This is a genomic window from Cohnella panacarvi Gsoil 349 (genome assembly GCF_000515335.1).
Classification (GTDB): Bacteria; Bacillota; Bacilli; order Paenibacillales; family Paenibacillaceae; genus Cohnella; species Cohnella panacarvi.
This window is the reverse complement of sequence record NZ_KI911563.1, coordinates 2,157,615-2,174,420: the sequence shown is the minus strand read 5'-3', so window position 1 is coordinate 2,174,420 and position 16,806 is coordinate 2,157,615. Positions and strand designations below refer to the sequence as shown.

Here is a 16,806-nt window from a genome sequence, read left to right as displayed (position 1 = left end):
TCGAACCCCCCATTCCCTCTCAATACCTGTACGTACTACATCTCAACCCGGCAATATCCGCCCGTTTCCTCGTTATTTGCTAACTAACTGTACTCCATGCAGGTATTGTGCTGAAAATTTCGGAATAAGGTTATTTACTGTATTCCGTGCAATTGAATGGTAACGAATGTTACCGCATCAAGCGGTAATAACGATGAGTTATTAGAGCGGCAATCCCAATCTCTTCCTAAGCGATCCTCTCTTTCGCTCGAACGCGTGCTGCCATTCCGCCAGCATAACGAGCGCGAACAGCAGGCGATCGTTCCGGATCCCGTCAGCCAGCGTCCGCTCCGCGATGGCGGCCACGGCGTCCATGTCCAATCCCGGCACGCTGCGGCGAATGAAATAGGGTCTCGCGGGACCGTGTTCATTGAACCATTGCCTCAGCCAATCCCGCATCGGAAGAACGAAGCCCTGCTTGGGTCGCTCGACGATGGACTCCGGCAAATATCGCTTGGCGGCTTGGCGGAGCAGCACTTTGACGCGGTCCGCCGTCATCCGGCTCGGGTCCGGCAAGCGGATGCCGTATTCCACGAGCTCCTTGAACAGGTAAGGGGCTCTTCCTTCCAAACCGTGCGCCATCGACATCCGATCGAATTTCACGAGCAGATCGTCAGGCAGCCAAGTGAGCAGGTCCGCGGCCGTGGCCCGGGCGAGCGGAGGCAACCCTTCGATATCGCGCAGAATCCGCCTCTCCCAAGGGTCGCAAGCATCGTCCCCGGCGATTAACAGTCGTTGACGCGTGTAAACATCCGTCAGCAGCGGGAATCCCGAGGGACTGATCGCTCTGTCGTCATGAATGAGGCTCTGCACGGGCCGTTCCCCATTCGAAGCTAGAAATCGCCGGTAATAGAAGTAACCCGCGAACGCTTCGTCCGCGCCCTCTCCCGACAGTACGACCTTCACGTCCTTACGCGCTTCGCGGCATAGCCAGTACAGAGGCAGCAACGCCTGATCGCCGTTAGGCTCGTCAAGCGCGGAAGCCGTTTGCGGCAGCAGCGACAGGAACGCCGCCTCGTCGAAGCGGTACCGATGATGCCGGCTTCCGATGGCGGCGGCTACCGTCCGGGCATGCTCGCTTTCGTCATGCTCGGCGGAGGCGAATCCCATCGAGAAAGTCGGCAAGCCGGGTTGGCTTCGCGCGGCGATCGCGGCGACCAACGAGCTGTCCAACCCGCCGGACAAGAAGACGCCGACCGGCACGTCGGCAGCCAATCGGCTTGTAACCGCCTGCTCAAGCAGCTCCGCGACCTTCGTCTCGGACGGCTGCTCGGCGTCCGCGGATGGCGGCGGAAATCGATAATAGCGCGACTTCCGCGGTACGGGATCAGTCACCCGCACGGACAGCCTCTCTCCCGGGAGGACCCGATGGACGCCTGCCAACAGGGTCTGTCTCCCCGGGATGTAATGCAACGCCAAGTATCGCTCCAGGCTTCGCGGGCGAACGTCATTGTCCACCCAAGGGAGCGCGGCCACAACCGCCATGCTGGAGCAGTATGCGAATTTACCTTCGGCCCATGCGTAGAAGAGCGGCTTCTCCCCGAAGCGGTCTCGGGCCAGATGCAACTCCCCGCTTCGCCGATCGAGAATCGCGATGGCGAACATCCCGTCCAGCTTATCCAGCATTCCGTCCATTCCCCACGCGGCATAACCGTGCGCGACCACTTCCGTATCGCTGTCGCTTCGGAATGAATAACCGAGCCGGCGCAGCTCCTGCCGCAGTGAACGGTAATTGTAGATTTCTCCGTTCTGAAAAGCGACGATTCGCCCGCCCAAGCCGTAGAAAGGCTGCCCGCCCCGCCGCAGGTCGATGATCGATAGACGCCGCATGCCCATGGCGACCGGTCCCTCGGCGAACCGGCCTTCGCCGTCCGGGCCGCGATGCTCGAGTTCGCCTAGCATGACCGCCAAGCTCCGCGTGATGAGCCGTTGTTGTCCCGCCAAGTCGATTATCCCCGCTATTCCGCACATGCTCTCGCCTCCCCGCTCAGCCAAGCCTCTTGGAATACGTTGCCGTAGGCGATCGCCATCGCCTCGGAATCGTTCATCGAATCGAGCAGATAACGACCGTAAGTTCCCATCGTCCGGCGCAGGGCCGGATCGTTCGCCAGCGTCTCGATATGCCGGGCTAACGTCGCCGTGTCTCCCGGCATGTAGAACAAGCCGCTGATGCCGCCCTGAACCTGCTCCGTAATTCCGTACACGGGAGTCGTCACGATGGGCAGACCGTAGGCCATTGCCTCCAGAATGACTCTAGGAAAGCTCTCGACTCTGGACGTGCAGACGGCAATGTCCGCGATAGCCATATAGGACGGGGCTTCGGAGGTTTCCGGAATGACGTGAACGCGAGTCCGAAGGTCGGGAGGAAGAGATTCGACGCGCCATCTCAGTCGCTCGCTGTACTCGCCATGACGGTCGCCGACAATGAGGAATCGGCATTTCGAGACGGTTTCCCGAGTCATGCGAAGCGTCGCTTCCGCCAGATCGATCTGTCCTTTGCGTTCGCATACGGTGCCGAGCAGCAGCACGATGCATTCATCGCCGGCGAAACCGAGGGCTGAACGAAGCTTGTTCCGATCCTCTTGCCGGAGATGAAGGAGCAGCCGCTTGCGATCCAAGCCGCTATGAATCGTCTCGAAATTCAGCCTGGATTCGAGATTCCGGAATTCGCTGCGGGTCGCGTCCGATACGAATACGACGCGGTAAGGATAAGCGAAACAGCCGAGAGCCCGCGCGGCGATCTCCGATCCGAAACGATCGTAGTAGGTTTGCCAAGGCTCGCTCTCGCGCACGTTCCAGACGGAGGGCACGTTCAACCGCTTGGCGGCCTCGATCCCGTAGAACGTCTCGAGCGTATTGGCGTAGACCAATTGGACGTTCCATTCTCCGATCCGCCCGGCGAATCGGTCGATCGCCGAATCGTACGACCACGCGTTCGTCAGCGGGTGAGGAGCGACTTCAACCCGAATGCCCTGTTTCTCGTAAGCCTGCCTTAACGGACCGTCCTGCGCGCAATAGACGATCGGATCGATGATTCCCTTGTCTTTGAGCAAGACCGTTAACTCGAACTGGCTGTAGGCGGAACCTTCCCAATTCAGGTTATAGGCGCACATCAACGCAGGGATAGGTTGGAATCGTTCCGTGACGGCCGTCTTGGAGCGGATGTCGAATCTCTCGTTATCGAGCGACAAATTATCGTTATAGTAGGGATCCGTAGCGAATCCGTATTTGGCTCTGAACGCGGCGGCCTCTGCCGGGTGATCGACGAAGCCCCGGCTGGCCCCTTCATGATGCGTCAGCTCCGCGTCCGCGCAATAGACGATCCGGTAGCCGGCGGCGCGAAGCCGATAGCCGTAATCGACGTCGTTGTAGGCGACCTTGAACGCACGTTCGTCGAATCCCCCGAACTTCATGAACAACTTGCGAGGCGTTAGGAGGCACGCTCCGGTGACGGCGGCGCAGTTGCGATTCGCCCGGGCCAGGCTCATATACCCGTTATCCCGGGCAGGCAGCCGCTTAAAGGAAGGGCCGGCCATCCCTTTGTATAAGCCGTGCGTGACGCCCGCGTGCTGGATATGGCCGTCCGGAAACAAGAGACGGGCGCCGACGGCGCCGACGCCTTGCCGCTGGGCCCACCCGACCATCTGACTTAGCCATTGGGGCTTCAGCGCTTCCGTATCGTTATTCAAGAAGAGGACGTATTCCGCGTCGATTCGCTTAACCGCCTCGTTGTTAAGGCGCGCATAATCGAATCCGTCCGCCGAGTCGGGAATCTGGATCACCCGATGCCGGACGCTTTGCAGATAGCGAATCGACTCCGGATCGTCGCTCCCGTTATCGACGATGACGGCCTCCCAATTCCGGTAGCTTGTACGTTCCAGCGACTCCAGACAATTGCGCAACAACCCGTGACGATTTCTCGTGCAAATGACGATGACGACTTTCGGACCGTCATCGGGGAATACGGGCGCGAATATGCCGAGGCCGGCCTGGAACGCCCAGTCGGGTTGAACGACCCGCGCGCGGACGCCGCTCCGGTCCCATGCGTCTTGCGCCGCCTTCCTGCCGGCCTCGAAGCTATAGGGCTTCGCCCCTCCGCCCGACGAAGTGGAGCCGGGATGTATTCGCCAATGGTACAGAATTCGCGGAATATGGCCGATACGTCTAGCCTTATCGGCGATTCTGAGCGCCAAGTCGTAATCCTGCGAGCCCTCGAACCCGCGCCTCATTCCGCCGGCCGCGCGGAACAAGGCCGTCCGCACGACGAACAAATGGCCGAAATACATATAAGACAACAGAAGCTCCGGCGACCAGCCCGGCTTGAACTGGGGAGCGACGCGGCGGCCTGCCGTGTCGAGCTTGTCGTCGTCGGAGTAGATGATGTCCGCATCGGGATGCGCATTCGCATAAGCGGCGACTTCTCCGAGCGCATCCGGAGTCAATACGTCGTCCTGGTCCAAGAACGCGAGGAATTCCCCCGACGCCATCGCGACGGCCTTGTTCGTGGCGACGCTGATATGCTCGTTATTCTCGCTGAACGACGCTCGGATGCGGCCGTCCGTCCGAGACCATCTCCGAATCGCTTCCCGGACCGATGGGTCGGTGCTCGCATCGTCTACGATGCATAGCTCCCATTCGGAGTAGGCTTGGCGGCGTACGCTTTCGATCGCTTGGTCGAGATACGGAATATGCGGATGATAGACCGGCATGATTACGCTAAGGAGAGGCCTGCGCTTCAACTTATCGATTTGCGTCCGATGAACCTTTTCCCTGCGCTCGTTCCATCGGTTGACCTCGAGCCATGCCTCGTAAGGATCTATTGTCGGTTTGACCCAGAAGCCTTCAGGCATAGGCAGGGTTCCCCGGTTAGCGTTCCGTCGCCGCCACTCCCGGGCGACCGCGATCGATTGTTCGCGCAGCGAGCTCGGAAGGGAGGCCGAAGGATGCTCGCTGACCGCATGAGGAATTGCCGGAAACGGCTTAGGTTTCCCGGAGGTCAATCTCCTCCAGGCTTGCGCTAGGTAAATCTTTATCTTTGTCCAGACTCCTGAACCCGTCACGAAATTCACCTCTATACCTGCGTTAGTAGATTGTACAAGATATGATCGTCCCGGGGTCCGCTTCACGGCAACTGTCAGTCCAAGCAACAAAAGGCGGGAGAAGCGAGAGTCGAATTGCCGCATATGCTAGTACGAGGTTTATTACTCGGGAATCGAGGTGGCGGCATGGATTTATCTTGGCTGTTCGGGCGATTCGGAAGGAGGAGCCCGCAACCGAAAGTGAGCGTCATTATACCGAATTACAATTACGAGAGATTCCTGCCCGAGAGGCTGAGGTCGATTTTCTACCAGACCTACCCGGTCCACGAAGTCGTGTTTCTGGACGACGCATCGACCGACGACAGCGTGCGCTTGTTCCGACGATACGTTGCGGCTCTGCCTCGCAAGCGGCGGCGCATGAATATACGAACGATCGTTAACGAGACGAACTCCGGCAACGTGTTCAAGCAGTGGGCCAAAGGAATCGAAGCGGCGGAAGGCAGCCATATCTGGATCGCCGAGGCGGACGACTATTGCTCGGAGACGTTCTTGGAGAGCGTGATGGCCGGCTTTCGCTCCGACGATCGGATCGTGCTCGGCTACGCGCAATCGAGGCAAGCGGACGCGGACGGGACGATATACGCCGACAATTATTTGACGTATACGAACGACATCGATACGGAGAGATGGAAATCCCCGTACGTCAGGAACGGCATAGACGAAATCAGGGATACGCTGGTCGTCAAAAATACGATACCGAACGTCTCCGGCGTCGTCTTCAAGAAATTCGACGTGCGGGAGATTGAGCCGCGGATGACACGTTACCGTATTTTGGGCGATCTCTGCTTCTACGTATGGATGCTCGAGCATGGCAAGATCTACTACCATCCGCGATCCCTGAATACGCACCGGAGACATCCGGAAAGCGTGGCGCTGAAATACGAGAACAAGCGCATTCTCTATCGAGAGATCGTCGATATGCAGGACGATTTGATGGCGCGCTTCGAGATCGATGAAGCCACCTTGGCGAAGGTCTACGCCTACCGGTATACGGCAAGCCAGTACTATGAATGGTCGTAGACAGGAAAAAATACCCAAGCTATGATAGGGGGAGTTGAGGCTGAGAGGGGCGGCAGACAGGATGAGTACAATCGCATTCGAATATCCGGTCGTAAAGTTAACCTATAAAACCGTGGGAGAGCGGCAGCTCTCGCTATACATGGTCGCGCCTTTGAAGAAAGGGGCGAACCGCCCGGCTATTCTCTTTTTTAACGGCGGCAGCTTCAGCCCGCATCCGTCCTTAAATCCCGCGCAGTTCCAGCATCAAGCCGACTATTTCTCAACGCTGGGCATGGCGGCGATTTGCGTCGATTATCGCAACGGAGCGGACACGGGTTTCGCGCCGGAGCAAGCGATCAAGGATGCGAAATCCGCGGTTCGATGGGTGAGAGACCACTGCGAAGAATTAGGCGTCGATCCGGACCGAATCGCGATGTGCGGAGCGTCCGCAGGAGGCTATGTCGCCGTATCGTCGATCATGTTCGATCACTTGGACGACGATGCCGACGGAAAACGCACGAATACTGTTCCGAACGCGCTCGTTGTTTTTGCCGCAGGCATGGACGGAGTGGATATCATGGACAGGCTCTTTCCGGACTTGCGGGACAAGGCGCTTGCGATGTCGCCCCTTCATCAGATCCGCCGATGCTTGCCGCCGACGTTATGGATGTGCGGCTCGTCCGATGGAATCTTCGAGCAAAACCGAACGTTCGTAGAACGGATGATTCAAGCGGGCAATCGTATAGACTTCATCGCGTACGAGGGGATGGAGCACGGATTTTTCAACTATGGCAGGCATGAGAATCAGTATTATTACGAGACGAGATCAGAGATGGAAAGGTTTCTAGCATCTACAATAACTTGTTGACGAGGTGGCGCATCATGGCGAAGAGGCAGAGGGAGCAAATCGGACTATACATACGATCGCCTACGAAGTAGATACGCAGTCGCAGCTTAAGGTACTTTTTTACATTCAATACAAGGACGGCTACGAGGACGATGGGGACATTTTCGAATATCCCATCGATAGCGTCAAATTCGACCACGATAAGGTGAAAACCCTATGATCATATGGATCAACGGTGCATTCGGAAGCGGAAAAACGACGGTTGCGCATGAGTTGCATAGGAGAATTCCCGACTCGCACGTCTACGATCCGGAGAACGTCGGCTACTTCATCTGGAAGAACGCGCCGAAATCGTTCAATCAAGGCGATTTTCAAGACTTCCCCCAATGGAGATCGATGAATTATGACATGCTCAAGATGATCAGCGACCGGTTCGACGGGCCGATTATCGTGCCGATGACGCTCGTGAACCCGCAATATTTCGGCGAGATCGTGGGTCGATTAAGAGCGGACGGCGCCGATGTGAGGCACTTCGCGCTGCTGGCATCCCGAGAGACGTTGTTGAAGCGCCTAAGGAAGAGAGGGGACCGGAGCGATTCTTGGCCGGCTCGGCAGATCGATCGATGCGCGGCAAGCTTGTCCGGCGAGCTCTTCGGACATCATATCCATACGGACCATCGAACCGTAGAAGAAGTCGCCGAGCGGATCGCGAGCGAAGCGGGAATCCGACTGGCGCCCGACAGTAGAGGATGGCTAAGGAAGCGGATAGATCGGATGATCGTTACGATCAAGCATATTCGAATTTAGATCTAGCGGAGGTGGACCGGTTGAGCGGCGCAAATCAGCAACCGGCTCTGTCCGAGACGATTACCTACTGCTGGACGAGTTGTTCTAGATCGTTGGACTGGCCTAAACAACGACCAGTTGCAGTTATTCACGATCGGATCGAATGCAAGGATGGAATTAACTCACATACGCAGTTATTTAATCACTTATACAGGAAAACGACCAAGTTTGATTCAAATAACTGCATATCGTTGTTATTCTAGGCCCATTGAAGCTAGATGCGCAAAATAACTGTAATTGGTTTTTATTTTCGAGTTGCAACGATCTCCGCATAAAGGTAGGAAGGTGTCTATGTCGCATGGTCGCTGCCACGAAGCTATCGAAGCGTACGAAGCTTTCGAAGCTTGCGCCCGCCGCAGCTTTCGAAGAACCGGCTTTCCAAAATTTCGCAATGCGCGCTTGCGCTCCGAAATCATCCTGTGCTATGATCTGTTTGAACGTTCATTCAAATCACTAAACGCGCTACATATCCCCTACGATACAGAGGTGTGCCGATGACTGACCCAGACAAACGAGAGAGAATTATCGCGGCCGCTTATGACGTATTATCCCAAAAAGGGTACGATCGAGCATCGACGAAGGAAATCGCGACTACGGCCGGGGTTGCGCAGGGGCTCATCAACTACTATTTTCCGAGCAAGGATCAATTGTTCGCGGAAGTGTTCCGCCGAGAGACCGAGCGGTATTGCGACTCATTCGACGGGGTATTCGAGGTCGATCCGAACGAACCGCTGACGATCGAAGCGATAGCGAAAGTGATGGAAGTGCCGAAGAGCAGGGCGCTGGAAGAACCGGAATGGTTCCGTCTTCGCTACGAGCTGTTCGCGATCGGTCTTCGCAACGAGGCTGCGCTGCCGATTCTTAAAGATATGTTGGAGGTCAAGACCAAGCATGTGGCCAAGATCGTCCGGGATGTGACCGGGCTTCCTGCGGAGCAATCGGAAGGCCTTGCGGCGATTCTCCATTCCGTAATCGAAGGGTTGGCGCTGCAGAAAATCGCCGATCCCGACTTCAAATACGACGAAGCTTACGCGACGCTGTCGCAGATGCTGGGCGCGTATTACGCAACGGTTTGCGAAAAGGGAGAAACTTAAGCGTTCTTCTCTCTTTTTTCACGCATATTGTTTGAGTGTTCAAACAGGAATTGAGGAGAGTGGAGAGAAATGCACCGTTTGTTGTTAGGTTGGGGAAAGAGGGTTCATAAGCTGAGATGGCTCGTCGTGTCCTTGTGGATCGTCTGTCTGTTGCTCGGAGGCATCGCCTTCGGCAAGCTGACGCCGCTGCTAAGCGGGGGAGGCTGGGACGTTGCGGGATCGCACTCGAAGGAATCGGTGGATCTGATCACGACCCAGTTCGAGGGGCGGTCCGAGAGCGCGATGACGCTCGTCGTTCGCGATCCGCAACATGCGGTCGGCACGGCCGAGTACAACGAGAAGCTGAAGCAGATCGTAGACACCGTGCGCGTGGAGAAAGGCGTAGCAAGCGTGTTCAGCGTCCTAGACGCTTCCGAAGGCGTGGGCTCGGGGCTCGTCGGCCAAGATCCGAACATGAGCGTCGCGTTCGTCGAGATGAACGAGAAAGCCGACTTCGTCATGAACACGGTGCCGGATTTTCAAGAGCGCGTCGTCGACGTCGGCAAGAGTCTCGGCGTAGAGAGTTACCTCGTAGGAGGCATCGCCTTCTGGGGCGAGAGCAGCGTGCAAAGCCAGGAAGGGCTTGCGACGGCGGAAATGATCGTTTTCCCGCTCATCATTATTATTCTGCTCATCGTATTCCGTTCAATCGTCGCGATGGTCACGCCGCTTATGGTTACGATCGCTTCCATCATGGTCGCGATGGGCATCGTCTATCTCGTGGCCCGGGAAGTGGAGCTGTCGGTGTTCGTGACGAACTCCGCCTTGATGCTCGGCCTCGGGGTCGGCATCGACTACTCGCTGTTCATCGTCAGCCGGTTCAAAGCGGAGCTTGAGGTGCCGGGCCGCACGAAGCAAGAAGCGGTAGCCGTCACGCTGGCGACCGCTGGACATACGGTGTTCTTCTCGGCGCTTACCGTGATCGCGGCGCTGTCCGCGCTGTTCGTCGTGCCGCTCGATGCGATCAAGGCGATTGCCTTCGGCGGAATCGCCGTCGTGTTCGTAGCCGGATTGGCTAGCTTGACGTTGTTGCCGGCGGTACTCGCCATGCTCGGAACGCGGATTAACAAAGGCCGCATACCGTTCTTCCGCGCAAGACCGGCCGGCAAGGTCAGCGGATGGAAACGATGGACGTACGGCATTATGCGCCGTCCGGTGCTGTTCTTGATCCTTACGCTCGCGGCGCTGGTCGCGGCCGCATTACCCGCTAACGATATGAAGCTGGGTTCGCCGGATATCCGTACGCTTCCCGAAGATACGGCCGTGCGCCAAGGGACGGCTTTAATGGAGCAGTCGTTCGGTATCGGCGCGGCGGGGCAGATCAGCATCGTGCTTCGCGACGAAGGCGGCGAGCTTGGCTCTTCGGATGCGCTCGCGAAGATCGAGAAGCTGGTGTCCGATCTGAAGACGCAAGAGCACGTCGTTAACGTCACGTCCGTCCATTCGTTCTTCCCCGGAATGGATGCCGCAACCGTGTCCGGCGCGTTGCAGAACGGAGGCGGCGCGCTGCCTGCGGACTTGAATCTAATGGTTAAACGGTATATAAGCAACGACAGGCATACGAGCTTAATCGACGTGACACTGGATCAGTACGGGTCGAGCGACGAAGCCAGAGACGTCGTGCAGAAGCTGAGGGACGATCTGCTCCCGTCGGCGGATTTGCCGACAGGCTCGACCTTTACGATCGGCGGCGAAACGATGGTAGGAGTGGATACGTCCAAGGCGCTGAACGACAGCTTGCTGCCGGCGCTCGGCGTCATGCTCGTCCTGATCTTCTTGATTCTCGTGCTGACGTTCCGCAGCTTGCTGCTTCCGCTCAAGGCCATTATCCTGAACTTGTTCTCGGTCGCGGCGACCTACGGGCTTCTCGTGCTCGTCTTCGCGCTCGGGTACGGCAACGAGATCTTCGACGTCGAAGCGAACGGTTATATCGTGCATTTCGTGCCGATGCTGCTGCTGGCCCTCCTGTTCGGTCTGAGCACCGACTACGAGGTGTTCCTCGTCAGCCGCATCAAGGAAGAGTACGACCATTCCGGCGAACACGAGGACAGCATCGCGGAAGGCATGGAGAAGACCGGACCGCTTATTACGGGAGCGGCAGTGCTGATGGTTGCCGTATTCACGGGCTTCGCCTTCTCGGGCGTGCCGCCGATCCAGATGCTCGGCTTCGGCATGGCCGTCGCGATCGCGCTCGACTCTACGATTATCCGGATGCTGCTCGTTCCGGTGGCGATGAAGCTGCTCGGCAAGTACAACTGGTGGTTTCCGGGGCGTAAGACGGCGCAATCGCATACGCAAGGGCAAGCGTCGGAGAAGCGGAAAAGCGCTAGCGTGGCGGATTTGCAAAGGTAATGGGGATATAGCGATAAAAAACAAGCCGATTGTTCTCCTGATGGAGGACAATCGGCTTGTTTTTACTTAAACTTGTAAAATCCACCTCCCGGTTTCCAACGTATTTCAAACGTATATGAATGACTCCGGTAAGGAGAAAATCTGGAGGAACGTAACCAGTAGGGTTAGATGTGAGATACATGCAAGCCACTCCTGCGGGGGAATCAACTCGTGGGCACCCGGCATCTGGATAGAGAAGTCTATCAACATGAAGCTCTCGGATCAGCCTATGATAGTCAAGGGAAGGCAATGGTTTCGGAATATTACCGTTAATCAGAACCCGGATATGCGCTCTTTATATACAGGAAACTCTTAAAGTGGTGTGGACTGGGGTGAAGCGCCTGTTTACGAGAGTATGAGGAAGTCTGCTGTTCCATTCAGTAGATTTGAAAGAGATGATTGCAACGCATTCTATCAAAATGGCAGTCCTGACTGCCCTTTATCAGAAACGGGAACGGTTGGGGCTGACCTATGAGGATACGCTTGCCTTGGCGGAGGGAATTGCGCGGTACATTTCGAATTTCCAGCGAATCGAAGCGGAGGTCATTCTGGAGGCGGGCGCATCAATGTGGAACAAGGGTGGACGCAGAACGCTCGGATAATTATCGATGCAGCAATTGCTGGACATTATGGAGGCTTCTCTGCATGCGGGCGTAGACAAGCCTTTCGTGGATGAGCTATACAAGGAACTGCGGCGCAAGTTAACGCAAGAACAAGGATGACAAGCAAGAGTCACCTTAAACAGCTAGTGCGACGCCGTGTAACGCCGACTCAGCTACTCAAGCTCTTATAATTAATCTGGGGGATTTACTAAGAGAGAATTTTTGCAAACCTTCGTCTAAGACATATAGGACTTTTGGTGCACTTATATGACATAGTTTGGTAAAATAGACATTATGAAATTATTCGCCAACATTATACAATTCTCGATGTGTTCTGTACAAAGGCATTCAGCCTACTAAAGGAGCGTTCTCAATGAGAAAAGTAAACCGACTCGCCGATGTTACCTATACACGCCATGAGGTGATACGATGAGCCAATTAACGGAGCAATTCGGACGGGACAATATCAGCCCTACGCCTAAGAACGAACGCAGCATGACGCTTTTCTCCACTTTCACGCTCTGGCTTGCCGCCAACGTCGTCATTACCTCCATAATGACCGGCATGTTGTTCGTGCCCGACCTCTCGATTCAAAATGCGATGCTTGCCATACTCATCGGTTCGGCTATCGGAGCCGTGCCATTGATCTTAACCGGATTGATCGGCACGAGAACGGGACTGCCTACAATGGTGGTGGCCAGAGCGGCATTCGGTCATAAAGGCGCGATACTTCCCGCGCTCGTGAATACGCTCGTCCTGATCGGTTGGAGCTGGATTCAAGCCTATATGGCGGGATTGAGCTTGAACTACGCGATCGAATACGCAACCGGCTATAGCAATATCGATTTGTTCGTCATTCTCACGGAGTTGCTTGTCGTAGCCATTACCATATACGGCCATCGCGGCGTGGAAAGCATCGAGAAATGGGTATCCGTCGCCATGCTGGTGTTGTCCGCTGTCGTCTTCTACAAGCTGTTCACCGCATATGAGGTGTCATCCCTCATCGAGATGGAGATTAGCGAGAATCCTGGTATCACCGCCATAATTGCTTTCGATATCGTCGTGGCCACGGCCTTCTCCTGGATGTCCAGCGTCTGCGACTTCAACCGCCACTGCCGTTCCGAGAAAAGCAGCCTGTGGGGAACCTATCTGGGATACCTGCTCGCTTCCTTGATCGCGATGGGACTTGGAGCGGTCGTCAGCGGATTCAGCATCGTGAACAACATGGAACAAACCTACGATCCGACCGTTCTGCTTGCCGAATACGGCTTCGGCTTCGCCGCGGCGATCGTCGTGTTCCTGTCCGTGTTATCCACGAACGTTATGGCGCTTTATAGCGCAACGATGTCCCTGATGAACGTATTTCCGAAGACGAACTTCTGGAAGCCGATTATCGCCTTAGGGATCGTATGCACGCTCGGCACGCTGCTTAAGGAATCGCTAATGACGAACTTCTTCGACTTCGTTCTCTTGGTCGGAAATCTGTTCATTCCGGTGTTCGCCATCATTCTCGTCGATTACTTCCTTGTGAAGAGAAGCCGCTACGACGCGGAGGACATCGCCTTCGACCGTCAAGGATTGTACCGGTATCAGGGCGGATTCAACCTCGTCGCTTATATCGCTTACGCTATAGGCGCGGTATTCGCCTATTACTTTACCAATGTACATCCGCTTAGCATGGGGGCCACCATCCTTACCTTCGTGTTGTCGGGCATCCTCTATTATGGATTGATGGGCGTCTCCGGACAGCTTTCCGGCCGCCAAGACCAAGATGCGGATTCTCAAGCTAAACTGGGGGCGTAGTCAATGGCGACGCTCCAACAAATCGCGGTCGCGCAATCCGCGTTCGTCAACGGAGACGTAATCTGCAACTTGAATAAGATGGATCGCCTTGTTCGGCAATGCCTGAGCTTGCACCCGAAGGTACGCCTGATCGTCTTCCCGGAGCTTGCGGCCACCGGTTATTTACTCTCTCCGCAAGCGAAGGACTTGGCTCAGTTACAGACGGGCGAAATCTATATAAGCATGAGAGAAACGGCCATACGGAACGGCGTCTGGATCGTCTACGGCTATGTAGAACGAGATGAAGCCGGTCACGTATACAATGCGATCCAGATGATCGACCCGTCCGGCGGTATAGCGGGCAATTACCGCAAAATCCATTTGACGCCGCTTGAAAAATCCTGGTTTCGCCCCGGCTCCGACCTTGTTGCCGTCCGTACGGACGTTGGCGTCGTAGGGCTAATGATTTGCTGGGATCTCGCCTTCCCCGAACTCGCTCGCTCGCTTGTCCTTCAGGGGGCGGATCTCATCGCAGCTCCCAGCGCATGGGAGACGCCCTACGATTCGCCTTTCGTTCGATTCGGCGCCGCGCGAGCCATCGATAATACCGTTTATGTTGCCGCATGCAATCATATCGGAACATCCGGGGAGCTATCCTTCTTCGGGAAATCCGCCATCTACGCGCCGGATGGCGCCACGGTCTGCATGGCGGAGGAGAACGAGGAGCGGATCGTTGCGGCTGATTTGGATTACGAATGGCGAGACGAGATTAAATCCACCTTCTTCACCATGCTTGCGGATCGCAGGCCCGATACCTATTGGGGTTTGATGCGATGAACGGCAGGATCGCCCCTTCGTCCCGAATCAAGAACCAACCTGCAGCCGATTGACGATGCTCACATCGAGGATGCTCGGGGAATCGAAAGGGGCCTTTACGACGACGATGAGGGGGTGGCTGCCCTGCGGAGGGTGCTTCCATTCCAACGGCAGGGAAGCCATTCCCGTCTTGTCCGCCCGGTAATGGCGCTCGAACAGCATGTCTCCCGTTGGCGTTACCGCAAGGGCCAAGTAGGATTGCCCGGCTTCCGCGTATGCGTTCAACCATAGCTCCCCCGACGATGGCAGCAGCGTAAGCGCACGGCGCACGGCGCGTTCTTCGCTCGGCCGTTCGGCAGTGACGAACGGCGCGAAAGCCCGATTCGCGACGGCGATCGTTGGCACGTTCTGCGGAACGGAGGTTGGGGCCTCCGCAGACGAACCGACGCGCACCTCCAGCTTTCGCGACATATAGACTTCGGGGGACGGTACGAACGCGCCGTTCTCAAGCCCGCTGTCGGGCTCCTTGATTAGGATCGCCAGAACTTGATGTTTGCCCGAAGGAAGATCGAATAACACGACCTTCCGATTCTCAATCCGATCGCGCGCGGGCACCGTGACGTCGATCTGCGACACGACTTGCCCGTTATGCCGAATCGGCACAGCCGTATAGTCGACGAAGAACAGGACGCGGTACGCGTGCGGCTCCGAATAGTCGTTCAGAATGGTCATGTTGAGCGTATATCGATCGCTCGGCACGGCATGGATAAGCTGATAATCGTCCAGCGCGCCGTCGCCCCATAGACCGAATCCCATCGATTCGCCGCTATCCTGCGGTCGTCCGCCGCTGGCTTCGTTTCCGCCGTTGCCGCAGCCGCTTGCAAGGACAACGGCAAGCAGCAAGATCATCCTTTTGAGCATTAGCGATCCTCTTTCGTCGGTAAATTCAAGAAGACGGCAAGGCGCGGGGCGCCTGCCGCCTTCTTCGGGTTATGATTTGATGGTATAGTACATGTTCAGGTTTTTAGAAGATACAAGCAAACCGTTATTGTTCTCGTAGATGTAATGGTAAGTCACCGACGTCAACTGATCGATATCTTCGATCGGAACCGGCGGCGTGCTTACGGTAGCCGTCGCTTCGTTATAACCGCTGCCCGTGCCCGAGGCTGATCCGAGCAACGTATTGCCCTCTTTAACGTAAACCTGAACCTCCGTCAATTTGTCCTGGCATGCGCTCAGACAATCCGTCTTGCCGGTTGCGATCGGTACGCCGCCGATAACGAGGGCGCTGTTCGTCACTTCAGCCAATGAGCGGGGCGATCCGTGGACGTTCATGGTCATATACTTTAAGATTTGGGTAGCGGCGTGTGCGGATACTCCCAAAGAGACGGTTAACGTCAACATGGCAATTAACGAAATCGCGATCCGTTTTCTCATTTCACTAAATTCCTCCCGATAAGTTTATTTAGTTGCCTGAAAAACGTAGCTTTCCGCAGCCACCTCCTGTAATTAAATGTTTATTAGCCAAATGATGTCAATTAAAGCGTATGCGAAATGGGCGAAGGAATCAATAAGTAAAAAGACGGAGTTTTACGCTGTGACGCAAGGTGTCGCGCGCCGTATTTCGACAATGCAAATGAGCCGCGAAAATAAAACAACGGACTTTCGCGCAATATGTGCGCTAAGTCCGTTGTTTGTCGTATGGGGGGATTGCCTCACGACGTCAATCCGTAATATTGCGAGTATAGTACTCGATGATGTCTCTGCGCCTAATAATGCCGATGAATAGGCCGTCGTGGTCGACGACCGGAACGAAGTTCTGGTCTGCCGCGAGCTGCAGCATGTCGTCCAAATCCGCTTCCAGCCGGACGCATTCGTGATGGATGCGTTTGTTGACTTGGGTGACGGGGACGGTGTCCAGGTTATCGAACGTAAGGCCTGGCGTGTTCTTCAGCTTCCACAGCAGATCGCCCTCGGATAACGTTCCGATATATTTGCCTGTTTCGTCGATTATCGGGATGGCCGTATAGTGACAGCGCTCCAGGTGCGTGATCGCATCGAGCATCGTAGCGCCGGCAGAGAGGTACGCCACTCGATCCTTGGGCAGTAAGAAATGCTCAATTCGCATAACGATCCCTCCAATGGGTCAGAAGTTATCTACTATTAAACCATAAAACGGCCGTCCGATGTAATGCTTTACATTATTTGTATGATTGCCGGGCGTATAGCGCGATCCGGCAACCCGTGGTATG

Annotated in this window: 12 protein-coding genes; 7 read left to right on the top strand and 5 right to left on the bottom strand. The window is 55.9% G+C overall.

The features are described 5' to 3' along the window. Positions 1-201: 201 nt before the first annotated feature. Both asnB and COHPA_RS0110380 read right to left on the bottom strand, forming a co-directional pair. Positions 202-2,010, bottom strand: coding sequence for an asparagine synthase (glutamine-hydrolyzing) (gene asnB / locus COHPA_RS0110385; RefSeq protein WP_027086113.1), 1,809 nt, complete (start codon positions 2,008-2,010; stop codon positions 202-204). Further along, positions 1,998-5,039, bottom strand: coding sequence for a glycosyltransferase (locus tag COHPA_RS0110380; RefSeq protein ID WP_027086112.1), 3,042 nt, complete (start codon positions 5,037-5,039; stop codon positions 1,998-2,000). Before COHPA_RS0110380 ends, asnB begins: the two co-directional genes overlap by 13 nt. 225 nt (positions 5,040-5,264) lie before the next feature. Between COHPA_RS0110380 and COHPA_RS0110375 the strand changes: the two genes are divergently transcribed. From COHPA_RS0110375 to COHPA_RS0110330, 7 genes are all read left to right on the top strand, one after another. Then, positions 5,265-6,158, top strand: a complete 894-nt coding sequence (locus tag COHPA_RS0110375) for a glycosyltransferase family 2 protein (RefSeq protein ID WP_027086111.1) — start codon at positions 5,265-5,267, stop codon at positions 6,156-6,158. Positions 6,159-6,219: 61 nt separating this feature from the next. After that, positions 6,220-7,005 carry an alpha/beta hydrolase gene (locus COHPA_RS0110370; protein WP_027086110.1) on the top strand — a complete coding sequence of 262 codons (786 nt, stop codon included), beginning with the start codon at positions 6,220-6,222 and terminating at the stop codon, positions 7,003-7,005. A gap of 195 nt (positions 7,006-7,200) precedes the next feature. Further along, the gene (locus COHPA_RS0110360; RefSeq protein WP_027086108.1) at positions 7,201-7,791 is read left to right on the top strand and encodes an AAA family ATPase; all 591 of its coding nucleotides are present in this window, start codon (positions 7,201-7,203) and stop codon (positions 7,789-7,791) included. Between the two features lie 533 nt (positions 7,792-8,324). Beyond that, the gene (locus COHPA_RS0110355) at positions 8,325-8,924 is read left to right on the top strand and encodes a TetR/AcrR family transcriptional regulator (protein ID WP_027086107.1); all 600 of its coding nucleotides are present in this window, start codon (positions 8,325-8,327) and stop codon (positions 8,922-8,924) included. A 69-nt stretch (positions 8,925-8,993) separates the two neighbouring features. Further along, positions 8,994-11,315: an MMPL family transporter gene (locus tag COHPA_RS0110350; RefSeq protein ID WP_027086106.1), complete on the top strand. Its 2,322-nt coding sequence runs from the start codon at positions 8,994-8,996 to the stop codon at positions 11,313-11,315. A 1,070-nt stretch (positions 11,316-12,385) separates the two neighbouring features. Next, entirely contained in the window at positions 12,386-13,759 is a 1,374-nt protein-coding gene (locus tag COHPA_RS0110335) for a purine-cytosine permease family protein (RefSeq protein ID WP_027086104.1), read from the top strand. Between the two features lie 3 nt (positions 13,760-13,762). Continuing rightward, positions 13,763-14,575: a carbon-nitrogen hydrolase family protein gene (locus COHPA_RS0110330; protein WP_027086103.1), complete on the top strand. Its 813-nt coding sequence runs from the start codon at positions 13,763-13,765 to the stop codon at positions 14,573-14,575. A gap of 27 nt (positions 14,576-14,602) precedes the next feature. Here the strand turns inward: COHPA_RS0110330 and COHPA_RS0110325 are convergent, their stop codons facing one another. The 3 genes from COHPA_RS0110325 to COHPA_RS0110315 all read right to left on the bottom strand — a co-directional run bounded on the left by COHPA_RS0110325 (position 14,603) and on the right by COHPA_RS0110315 (position 16,682). After that, entirely contained in the window at positions 14,603-15,475 is an 873-nt protein-coding gene (locus COHPA_RS0110325) for a hypothetical protein (protein ID WP_027086102.1), read from the bottom strand. A gap of 69 nt (positions 15,476-15,544) precedes the next feature. Continuing rightward, complete coding sequence (locus COHPA_RS0110320; RefSeq protein ID WP_027086101.1) at positions 15,545-15,991, bottom strand: hypothetical protein; 447 nt, start codon at positions 15,989-15,991, stop codon at positions 15,545-15,547. A 286-nt stretch (positions 15,992-16,277) separates the two neighbouring features. Continuing rightward, a complete protein-coding gene (locus tag COHPA_RS0110315; RefSeq protein ID WP_027086100.1) occupies positions 16,278-16,682 on the bottom strand; it encodes a CBS domain-containing protein in 405 nt (134 codons plus the stop codon). Positions 16,683-16,806 lie beyond the last annotated feature (124 nt).